We start from the raw sequence: 10,093 nt of genomic DNA on the forward strand, positions 1-10,093 counted from the left end.
GTAGAACTGCGACACTTCTCCGAGGTGGGGGTGGTTCAGCGCTGGGCGGCGTACGTGACGAACTCCGCCCGTGCGGCGCCGCCCACGGTGCAGTGGGGCCGGTCGGTGTCCTTGGAGCCGCGGACGTGGACGGCGCCGGGGGTGTGGGCGACCTCGACGCGGTCGGGTTCGCTGCCGCCGCTGCTGTAGCTGCTCTTGAACCAGGCCAGTTCGCACGGGTCCCCGGACCTCCGTCTCCCCCTCCTTCCGGCGTGGTCCTCGCGGGCCGTCGGCATCACCTGGATCTCGACGTGCCGCGGCTGGCCGACCTCCAGGAGGTGTTCGAGCCGGCGCCGCAGCACCACGGCAAGGCATGAGGCATTACCTCCCGCGTAATCGCCCCTGGCCCGCCGTCCCGGCACTCTGAAGTCACCGGAACCCGGGCGGCGCACTCCGCCGGGGCTCCGGGGCCGAAGACGTACGGGATGACGTACGGGAAGACGTACGGGAAGACGTACGCAGGGACGCCTCAGGAGGGCCGAGAACCATGACCACGACGAACGAGACGACCGGTACGAACGAGATGTACGAGACCGCCGCCGCCCGCTACTTCGAGGCATGGAACGCGCGGAGCGCCGAGGCGCGGGCCAAGGCCGTGGCGGCGGCCTGGAGCGAGGACGGGACGTACACGGACCCGCTGGCGGACGTGGCGGGGCACGACGGGATCGCGGCGGTCATCGCGGCGGCGCACGAGCAGTTCCCGGGGTTCGTGTTCCGTCCCCTGGGCCCGGTCGACGGGCACCACCGGCTCGCCCGGTTCGGGTGGGAGCTGGTGGCGGAGGCGGACGGATCGGCCCCGGTGGCCGGGTTCGACGTCGTCGAGCTGGCGGACGACGGCCGGATTCGTGCGGTGCACGGGTTCCTGGACCGGGTGCCGACGGCCTGACACGGGTGCCGCCCGCTTCAGGAGGAGGCGGGCGGCACCTTCGAGGAGACCGTGACGAGGGTCGGTCCCGACAGGCCGGTCACCGCCCGTACGGAGTCCACGAACACCTCCGTCGTCCAGGCGGCCACGTCCGTGGACCACTCCCGCACCTCGCAGCGGTAGGCGAGCGCCCGGCGCAGGCCCTCGGCCTGGGCGAGACCGGCGAGCGGGCGGGCCAGCCCCGCGGTCTCCGTGTCGGCAGGCTCCAGGCGCTCGACCGCCATGTGCTTGTACGTGCGTTCGAGCGCCGCCTCGCGGATCTCCTCGGCCCGTGCGGCGAGGTTCGCCGGCGCGGGGGCGGACACGGTGACCGTCAGCGACGCCGCGCCGGACGGGTCGGCGAGGGCGAACCAGTCCGCCGCCTCGGCGAGCTCGACACGGGCGTCCCCGGCGCGGTGCAGGGGCACGAGGGCGTGCGTGCCGGTGAGGCGGACGGTGCCGACGCGGCGCAGCGCGTCAGAGAGGACCGTGACGGCTGGCAGGACGGGCAGCCGGCGGGCGCGAGGGCTCCTGCCCGGAACGGGGACGGGCCGGGGGAGCGTGGAGTGCAGCCAGGCCAGCTGGCGCACCTGGCCGTCCTGGGTCCAGTCGCCGTCCGCGTCGTTGTGGTCCCAGAGGTTGTCGGCGGGCTCGTCCGTGAGGGCGGTGGAGCTCCAGCCGTAGGCGGCGGCCCGCTTCACGGCGAGGCTGAAGACGTCCTCGTCGAGATCGAACTCGGCGCTCGCCCGCCCGAACCAGGGGTGCCGGTCCAGCAGCCCGTGCAGTCCCATGACGAAGGTGGCGTCCGGGCCGGTGTCATTCATGGTCGTACTCCTGTCGAGGATCGAGCGGAAGGCCGACGTCGATCGTTGCGCGCGGCGGCGGCCGACGGGGGTGACATGCCCGGCCGATTCACAGAAAAGTGTCCGATTTTCGACGGTTGATGCTTCATGTGAAGAACTCGTGGACCCGGTTTGGTTGCGGAATGACTTCATCCCTTGACCTTGCGTATGCATACGAGTTGGCTTCGAGCCACCTCGGCCGCACCGTTGCGGCCATGTCAGGGAGGTATCCGCAATGAATACGCGTATGCGACGCGCCGTGACGGCCGGCGCCGCATCCGTCCTCTTGGTCTCGCTCTCGGCCTGCAGCGGTGTGCTGTCGGGCGGCGACGGCGAGCCCAAGGCGTCGGCCACCAAGGGGGACGACGTCACGATCGGCCTGCTTCTTCCGGAGAAGGAGACCACTCGGTACGAGAAGTTCGACTACCCCATCATCAAGAAGCGGGTGGCCGAACTCACGAACAGCGAGGGTCGACTGATATACGCCAACGCGGGGCAGGACGCGAAGCGGCAGAGTCGGCAGCTCCAGAAGATGATCGACGAGAAGGTGGACGCGCTGCTCGTCGACCCGGTCGACGCGCACGCCATCGCCTCGGAGGTGCGCAAGGCGAAGGCCGCCGGGATCAAGATCATCGCGTACGACCGGCTTGCCGAGGGGCCGGTCGACGCGTACATCGGCTTCGACAACGAGCTGGTCGGCCAGACCCAGGCCAGGGCCCTGCTGAAGGCGCTGGGCGACAAGGCGTCCAAGAGCAGCAAGATCGTCATGATCAACGGCTCGCCGAGCGACCCCAACGCCGCGGAGTTCAAGAGCAGCGCCCGCGAGGAGTTCGGCGACTCCGTCACGATCGCGAAGTCGTACGACACCGTCGGCTGGAAGCCGAAGTACGCCCAGGCCGAGATGGAGCAGGCGATCTCCGCGCTCGGCGCGAGCAACATCGCGGGTGTCTACTCGGCCAACGACGGCATGGCGGCCGGCATCATCAAGGCGCTGAAGAACGCGGGCGTCACCCACCTGCCGCCGGTCACCGGTCAGGACGCCCAACTCGACGCAGTGCAGCGGATTCTGACGGGCGAGCAGTACATGAGCGTCTACAAGCCGTATCCGCAGGAGGCGCAGACCGCCGCGGAGATGGCGGTGCGCGCGGCGCAGGGCCGCGTGATCGAGTTCGAGGCGCTGGCGATGGACCGTACGGACAGTCCGACGACGAAGCGGATCCGCACCGCGAACATCAGCGTGGTCTCACTGACGCGCGGCAACATCAAGAGCACGGTCGTCAAGGACGGCATCTACAAGGTGTCGGACATCTGCACCCCGAAGTACGCGGTCGCGTGCGCGCAGGCCGGCCTCACGAAGTGACTTGTCCCTCGCGGCGGCGGGGAGTTGTGGTGCCCTGGCCGGCGACGGGGGAAACACCGGCCAGGGCCGCTCGCTTGGGGAGCGCGTCTCCACGATGCCCTGCCGCGCTTGAGGGCTGCTAGCGCCAGCTTGTTGTGGGGGCACGTTCCTGAGGGGCGGACAATTACGCTTGTTTCGGGGCGTAGTGCGGACATTCGCCGGCCCGACCCGCTGGACGCCGGTCTTCGAGGTGACATCGGCGGGCGGTGCGGTGCCGTGCCACGGTGTCCGCACGGCGCGGTGTCACAGTGTGGGTGTCTCCTCGTGCAGGATGCCCGACTGGCCGATCAGGTAGCCGAGTTGGGCACGGCTGGTGCTGCCGAGGGTGGCTGCCAGTTTGGCGATGTGCAGACGTACGGTCCGGATGTTCATGCTGAGCCGCTCGGCGATGACGGCGTCGGTGTGGCCCTCGACGAGGAGTTCGGCGATGGTGCGCTGTCGGGTGGAGAGGTTGCCCGACGCGGTCGTCGGCTGGGGGGACGTGGGCAGGAGCGGGGCCGCGAGCCGCCACAGCCGCTCGAACGTCGTGACGAGATAGGAGATCAGCGCGGGGTGGCGGATCTCCAGCGCCACGGTGCGGTCGGGGTTGGCCGGGATGAAGGCGACCGAGCGGTCGAACATGATGAGGCGTTCGGTCACTTCGTCCAGAGTCCGGACCTCGACGTCCCCCCGCAGCTGTTCGAAGTGCGCGATGACACTGGGATCATGACGGGCGGTGTGCTGGTAGAGGGTGCGCATGTGTCCGCCGCGCGCCATGAAGTCCTGTTCTCTGGGCAGGGCGCCGGCGAGGACGGCGGGATCTCGGAAGCCTCCCGGCTGAATGGTGAGCAGCTCGCCCGACGCGGCCGAGGCCGCCCCGGATATGGCGTCGTTGATGCGCCGGAAGCCGACAAGGACACTGATCATCGGGTTCTCCGGCACGGAGGCCCGCTCGGCGTCGAGGGCGATGAGCGGCCGGAACATCTCGGCGAGCTTCGTCTCGCGTCCCCGGTGGAACGCGATCTCCTCTTCGATGCCTTCGAGCAGGCCCGGCAGCGCGACGGCCGGGGAGACCGGCTTGAGCCGGTTCGGGTCCGCCGTGTCCGGGCGCAGCAGCCCGAACTCCAGGAGGCAGGGGGCCTGCGAGATCTCTTCGACCGTCACCCAGCCCTCACGCAGGGCGCTCGCGTACAGGGCTGACCCCTCGGCGCACAGGTCCTCCGGTCCGTGCCGGTGGGGGGCACGGGTCACGATTCCCGCTCCAGCATTCCGGACTGTGCGATCAGATAGCCGAGTTGGGCCCGGCTGCCGCTGCCGAGAGCGGCGGCTATCTTGGCTATGTGCGCTCGGCACGTGCGGACGTTCATTCCCAGGCGGCGGGCGATGGCCTCGTCGACGTGACCCTCGATGAGCAGTTTGGCTATGGACCGCTGCACGCCCGTGATGCCTTCGACGGTCGCCTCGTACTGAACGTCGTCCTGGAGGGGTGTGGCGCGCCGCCACAGCTGGTCGAAGACGTTGATCAGATACTGGACCAGGCCGGGATGGCGCAGCTCCAGGGCCATGTCGTCGCCGGCCTGGGCCGGGATGAAGGCCACGTCGTGGTCGCAGATGATGAGTCGTTCGATCAGTTCCTCAAGTGTCCGGATCTCGACCCTCGCGCCTGCCATCTTGTCCACGTAGGCAAAGGTGTTCTGGCTGTATCTCACGGTGTGCTGGTAGAGGGTGCGCATGGAGATTCCGCGCTCGATCAAGGGTTTGCTCCGTTGAAGAGCCTCGCTCAGGAGGTGTTCGGAGCGGCCGCCGCCGGGCTGCACGGTGAGGACTTCGGTGTGGCTCTCGGTGATGGCCTTGTCGAGGGCCGCGTTGATGCGGCTGACGCCTTCCAGCACGGTGATGGCGTGTGTCGTGGGCGGCATCTGGGTGCTGATGGCCATGAAGGGTTCGAACGCGGCGGTGAGGTCGACGGAGAGGCGCCGCCTCTCCTGGATCTCCCGCTCGATCGGCTGCAGTCGTTGGGCCAGCACCACCGAAGGGGGAACCGGCTGAAGCCAGTTGGCGTCGTCCGGGTCCGGGTGAAGGAGTGCAAATTCCAGTAGGCAGGGGGCGCCCTCGGCCTCGGAGCGGGAGATGCGTCCGGCGCTCAGCGCGCTGGCGTAAAGACGCTCTCCGTCGGCGCACAGCTCAGTCACCGGGTGAGGATGTGTCTGTTTTGTGTCCTTCATGGGTAAATCTCCACCCCCCAGGGTCCTGAACGTGCAGGAACATGATGCATCGCTTCTGTGGTTTCCACGTGCCTGAATGAGTCATCGTCTTGTGGTGCGGGGGAGAAGAAGCCATCAAGTGAGGACGAAGCCGACATGAGTAAGAGAATGCTTCGCTCGGTGCTTGGCGCGGCGGTCGTCGCTGTTGCCCTGGCGCTCGGCGCTGCCACCACCCCCACGCCCGGTGATGTCGCCTGGGGCTCGGCTCAGGTCGGTACCCATGCCGTGAGTCAGCTCGGTGCCGATGATGTCGCGTGGGGGGTCGCGCCCGACGATGTCGCCTGGGGGTTCGCGCCTCACTCGACGGGCGTGAATGCGTGATGACCCCACCAGACGACAGGTCGCTGCGCCGCGAGATGGCGATCGCCTACCGCTCCGGTTGGCACACCATCGACCTCGTCACGGCCATCCCGAATCCCGGTGACTCGCTCATGGTCACCCTGTTCGGTGAGCCGATCATCGTGGCGCGCGACGATGACGACGACATCCGGGCCTACCGGTGTCTGCGTCGGCCACGCGGCGCGCCGCAGCCGGTGCGGACCGTCGTCCGATACGGAATGATCTTCGTCAACCTCGACCAGCGCGATCACCAGCCCGTCGAGGTCGAGGAGGAGGGGGTCCGGGTCTCGCACACCCACCACCGAACCACTGCCACCCCCCGCAGTGCCTGACGCGATGCCCCCGTCGTTGTAGATCGCGCAGGTGCTTCCCCCAGCAGCGGCGCCACCGTGGACCTGAAAACGGTGGCGCCGCTGCGTTTGTGTCTCCGGGCACCGCCGCGGCACCTCACACGCCGTTGCCCGTCCCCCGGCTCACCGCGATCTCGACGACCACGCGGTTCGGGTTGACCCGGGGCGCGCGCGTGTACCGCTGCGCGTAGCGGCGTTCCGCCTCGGCGACGCGGAGCGGGTCCGTGTGGACGGTCGCCGTGCCCTCCAGGGTCGACCAGCGCCGGCCGTCGACCTGGCAGACCGCGACGCGCGCCGGACCGGCGCCCGCCGCCAGGATGTGGGCGATCTTCCTGCTGGACTTGTCCGTGATGACGCGGGCCACCCGTGCCTCGGCGTCGTACGTGACCCCGACCGGGACCACGTGCGGCGTGCCGTCCGGGCGCAGGGTCGTCAAGGTGCACAGGTGCCGTTCCCGCCAGAAGCTGAGGAAGTCGGTGCCCGGGTTGTCGAGGTCGATCCGCTTGGCCATGTCAGGGAACCTACGCCATGCCCGGGAGCCCGCCCCGCAGGCGGCTCCCGCGGGCAGCCTTGAGTGGAATAGACTCAACTTTGTGTACGTTGGGTAGGGCAGAGTTGTCGTGGATGTACGGACGTGGAGGAGAACAGGGACGTGGACGCCGAGCTGACGAACCGGAGCCGCGACGCGATCAACGCGGCCACCAGCCGGGCCGTGTCCGGGGGGCACCCGGATCTGACCCCGGCGCACCTGCTGCTCGCCCTGCTGGAGGGGCGGGACAATGAGAACGTCGTAGACCTCCTGGCCGCCGTCGGCGCCGATCAGGCCCAGGTCAGGGCCGGTGCCGACCGGGTGCTCGGGGCCCTGCCGAGCGTCACCGGGTCGACCGTCGCACCGCCGCAGCCCAGCCGCGAGATGCTCGCCGTGATCGCCGACGCGGCCGCCCGCGCCAAGCAGCTCGGCGACGAGTTCGTCTCGACCGAACACCTGCTCATCGGGATCGCGGCCAAGGGCGGCGCCGCCGGCGAGGTGCTCACCGGGCAGGGGGCCGGGGCCGGGCAGCTGGCCGAGGCGTTCACGAAGAGCCGGGGCGGGCGCCGGGTGACGACACCCGACCCCGAGGGGGCGTACAAGGCCCTGGAGAAGTTCGGCACGGACCTGACCGCCGCCGCGCGCGAGGGCCGCCTCGACCCCGTCATCGGCCGTGACCAGGAGATCCGGCGCGTCGTGCAGGTGCTGTCCCGCCGCACGAAGAACAACCCCGTCCTCATCGGTGAGCCGGGCGTCGGCAAGACCGCCGTCGTCGAGGGCCTCGCCCAGCGCATCGTCAAGGGCGACGTGCCGGAGAGCCTCAAGGACAAGCAGCTGGTCGCGCTCGACCTCGGAGCCATGGTCGCGGGGGCGAAGTACCGCGGCGAGTTCGAGGAGCGGCTCAAGACGGTGCTCGCCGAGATCAAGGAGAGCGACGGCCGCGTCATCACCTTCATCGACGAGCTGCACACCGTCGTCGGCGCGGGCGCGGGCGGCGATTCGGCCATGGACGCGGGCAACATGCTCAAGCCGATGCTCGCCCGCGGCGAACTGCGCATGGTCGGCGCCACCACCCTCGACGAGTACCGCGAGCGCATCGAGAAGGACCCCGCCCTGGAGCGCCGCTTCCAGCAGGTCCTGGTCGCCGAGCCGACCGTCGAGGACTCCATCGCGATCCTGCGCGGTCTCAAGGGCCGCTACGAGGCGCACCACAAGGTGCAGATCGCGGACAGCGCGCTGGTCGCCGCCGCCTCCCTCTCCGACCGGTACATCACCTCCCGCTTCCTGCCCGACAAGGCCATCGACCTCGTCGACGAGGCCGCGTCCCGGCTCCGTATGGAGATCGACTCCTCGCCCGTCGAGATCGACGAGCTGCAGCGCGCCGTGGACCGGCTGCGCATGGAGGAGCTGGCGCTCGACAAGGAGACCGATCCGGCCAGCAAGCAGCGGCTCGACAAGCTCCGCCGCGACCTCGCCGACAAGGAGGAGGAGCTGCGCGGCCTCACCGCCCGCTGGGAGAAGGAGAAGCAGTCCCTCAACCGGGTCGGCGAGCTCAAGGAGAAGCTCGACGAACTGCGCGGCCAGGCCGAGCGCGCCCAGCGCGACGGCGACTTCGACACCGCGAGCAAGCTGCTGTACGGGGAGATCCCCGGCCTGGAGCGCGACCTGGAGGCCGCGAGTGAGGCCGAGGAGGAGGCGAGCCACGCCAAGGACACGATGGTCAAGGAGGAGGTCGGCCCCGACGACATCGCCGACGTCGTCGCGTCCTGGACCGGCATCCCGGCAGGGCGGCTCCTGGAGGGCGAGACGCAGAAGCTGCTGCGCATGGAGGACGAGCTCGGCAAGCGGCTCATCGGCCAGACCGAGGCCGTGCGGGCGGTGTCGGACGCCGTGCGGCGCACACGCGCAGGGGTCGCCGACCCGGACCGGCCCACCGGGTCGTTCCTCTTCCTCGGCCCGACCGGCGTCGGCAAGACCGAGCTGGCCAAGGCGCTCGCGGACTTCCTCTTCGACGACGAGCGGGCCATGGTCCGTATCGACATGAGCGAGTACGGCGAGAAGCACAGCGTCGCCCGTCTCGTCGGGGCTCCCCCCGGCTACGTCGGCTACGAGGAGGGCGGCCAGCTGACGGAGGCGGTGCGCCGCCGCCCGTACAGCGTGGTGCTGCTCGACGAGGTCGAGAAGGCGCACCCCGAGGTCTTCGACGTGCTGCTCCAGGTCCTCGACGACGGGCGGCTCACCGACGGACAGGGCCGCACGGTCGACTTCCGCAACACCATCCTGGTCCTCACGTCGAACCTGGGCAGCCAGTTCCTGGTCGACCCGACGACCTCCGCCGAGACGAAGAAGCAGCAGGTCCTCGACGTCGTCCGGACCTCCTTCAAGCCGGAGTTCCTCAACCGGCTCGACGACCTGGTGGTCTTCTCCGCCCTGGACAAGGAAGAACTGCGCCGCATCGCGAAGCTCCAGATCGACCGCCTCGCCAAGCGCCTCGCCGACCGCCGCCTCACGCTCGACGTGACGGACGCGGCGCTGGGCTGGCTGGCGGACGAGGGCAACGACCCGGCGTACGGGGCGCGGCCCCTGCGCCGTCTCGTCCAGACGGCCATCGGCGACCGTCTGGCCAAGGAGATCCTGTCCGGGGAGGTCAAGGACGGCGACACGGTCCGCGTGGACGCGTTCGGCGAGGGGCTGCTGGTCGGCCCGGCGACCGGGAAGACGCTCTAGGCGCTCTGTCCGGCGGATCTCGTCGGGGTCGCGCCGTACCGGTCGGCACGGTCGACCGAGTCCGGCCTGATCCGCCGGACAGGCCCTGGACGCCGCCGGCCCGCACCCGGCGGCGACACGGGCCGGAGCAGACGGGTACCCGGGCTTGCCGGGGAAGGGGCCCCCTGAGAGAGGATGGCCCCATCCATACGAAGGGAACCGCACCAGTGAGTATCGACCCGTCCTCGATTCCGAACTTCGGGGGACAGCCCCAGCCGCAACAGGGGGCGGGACCGGCGGGCCCCGTCATCCCCGACCAGGACCTGGTCAAGCAGCTGCTCGACCAGATGGAGCTCAAGCACGTCGTCGACGAGGAGGGTGACCTCGCGGCGCCGTGGGAGGAGTTCCGCACGTACTTCATGTTCCGCGGCGAGGGCGACCAGCAGGTCTTCTCCGTGCGGACGTTCTACGACCGCCCGCACGACATCGACGCCAAGCCGCGGCTTCTGGAGTCGATCGACGACTGGAACCGCCAGACGCTGTGGCCGAAGGTCTACAGCCACACCCACGACGACGGCACGGTCCGCCTCATCGGCGAGGCCCAGATGCTGATCGGCACCGGGGTCTCCCTGGAGCACTTCGTGTCGTCGACGGTCAGCTGGGTGCGGGCCGCCATCGAGTTCGACCGCTGGCTGGTCGAGCAGCTCGGCCTGGAGGCCGATGTCGAGTCCGCGCAGGACAA

Annotated in this window: 11 protein-coding genes; 6 read left to right on the forward strand and 5 right to left on the reverse strand. The window is 69.7% G+C overall.

Annotation, left to right across the window (positions count from 1 at the left end):
- Positions 1–35 precede the first annotated feature (35 nt).
- Positions 36–344 (reverse strand): DUF397 domain-containing protein, encoded by a 309-nt coding sequence (locus tag OFY01_RS11945; protein WP_323135501.1) that lies wholly within the window; start codon positions 342–344, stop codon positions 36–38.
- A gap of 182 nt (positions 345–526) precedes the next feature.
- Between OFY01_RS11945 and OFY01_RS11950 the strand changes: the two genes are divergently transcribed.
- Entirely contained in the window at positions 527–925 is a 399-nt protein-coding gene (locus OFY01_RS11950; protein ID WP_266599057.1) for a nuclear transport factor 2 family protein, read from the forward strand.
- Between the two features lie 17 nt (positions 926–942).
- Here OFY01_RS11950 and OFY01_RS11955 read toward each other — a convergent pair whose 3' ends face one another.
- Positions 943–1,767 (reverse strand): hypothetical protein, encoded by an 825-nt coding sequence (locus tag OFY01_RS11955; protein WP_266599059.1) that lies wholly within the window; start codon positions 1,765–1,767, stop codon positions 943–945.
- Between the two features lie 265 nt (positions 1,768–2,032).
- On the opposite strand from OFY01_RS11955, the gene OFY01_RS11960 reads away from it, so the two are divergent.
- Positions 2,033–3,145 carry a sugar ABC transporter substrate-binding protein gene (locus tag OFY01_RS11960; protein ID WP_266599061.1) on the forward strand — a complete coding sequence of 371 codons (1,113 nt, stop codon included), beginning with the start codon at positions 2,033–2,035 and terminating at the stop codon, positions 3,143–3,145.
- Positions 3,146–3,427: 282 nt separating this feature from the next.
- Here OFY01_RS11960 and OFY01_RS11965 read toward each other — a convergent pair whose 3' ends face one another.
- Both OFY01_RS11965 and OFY01_RS11970 read right to left on the reverse strand, forming a co-directional pair.
- Positions 3,428–4,414 (reverse strand): helix-turn-helix transcriptional regulator, encoded by a 987-nt coding sequence (locus tag OFY01_RS11965; protein ID WP_266599063.1) that lies wholly within the window; start codon positions 4,412–4,414, stop codon positions 3,428–3,430.
- Positions 4,411–5,388 carry a helix-turn-helix transcriptional regulator gene (locus tag OFY01_RS11970; protein ID WP_266599065.1) on the reverse strand — a complete coding sequence of 326 codons (978 nt, stop codon included), beginning with the start codon at positions 5,386–5,388 and terminating at the stop codon, positions 4,411–4,413. Before OFY01_RS11970 ends, OFY01_RS11965 begins: the two co-directional genes overlap by 4 nt.
- Positions 5,389–5,523: 135 nt before the next feature.
- Between OFY01_RS11970 and OFY01_RS11975 the strand changes: the two genes are divergently transcribed.
- Together OFY01_RS11975 and OFY01_RS11980 are read left to right on the forward strand one after the other, a co-directional pair.
- Positions 5,524–5,748, forward strand: coding sequence for a hypothetical protein (locus OFY01_RS11975; protein WP_266599067.1), 225 nt, complete (start codon positions 5,524–5,526; stop codon positions 5,746–5,748).
- On the forward strand, positions 5,745–6,098 hold the full coding sequence (locus OFY01_RS11980) for a Rieske (2Fe-2S) protein (protein WP_266599069.1): 354 nt from the start codon (positions 5,745–5,747) through the stop codon (positions 6,096–6,098). The genes OFY01_RS11975 and OFY01_RS11980 overlap by 4 nt, the downstream gene beginning before the upstream one ends.
- Before the next feature lie 115 nt (positions 6,099–6,213).
- Here the strand turns inward: OFY01_RS11980 and OFY01_RS11985 are convergent, their stop codons facing one another.
- Positions 6,214–6,627: a pyridoxamine 5'-phosphate oxidase family protein gene (locus tag OFY01_RS11985; protein WP_266599071.1), complete on the reverse strand. Its 414-nt coding sequence runs from the start codon at positions 6,625–6,627 to the stop codon at positions 6,214–6,216.
- Between the two features lie 141 nt (positions 6,628–6,768).
- Between OFY01_RS11985 and clpB the strand changes: the two genes are divergently transcribed.
- Both clpB and OFY01_RS11995 read left to right on the forward strand, forming a co-directional pair.
- Complete coding sequence (gene clpB / locus OFY01_RS11990; RefSeq protein ID WP_266599077.1) at positions 6,769–9,372, forward strand: ATP-dependent chaperone ClpB; 2,604 nt, start codon at positions 6,769–6,771, stop codon at positions 9,370–9,372.
- A 206-nt stretch (positions 9,373–9,578) separates the two neighbouring features.
- A partial coding sequence (locus OFY01_RS11995; protein ID WP_266599073.1) for a YbjN domain-containing protein occupies positions 9,579–10,093 on the forward strand: 515 nt, incomplete at its 3' end.

The sequence above is a fragment of the Streptomyces beihaiensis genome (assembly GCF_026274175.1).
GTDB classification, from domain to species: domain Bacteria; phylum Actinomycetota; class Actinomycetes; order Streptomycetales; family Streptomycetaceae; genus Streptomyces; species Streptomyces beihaiensis.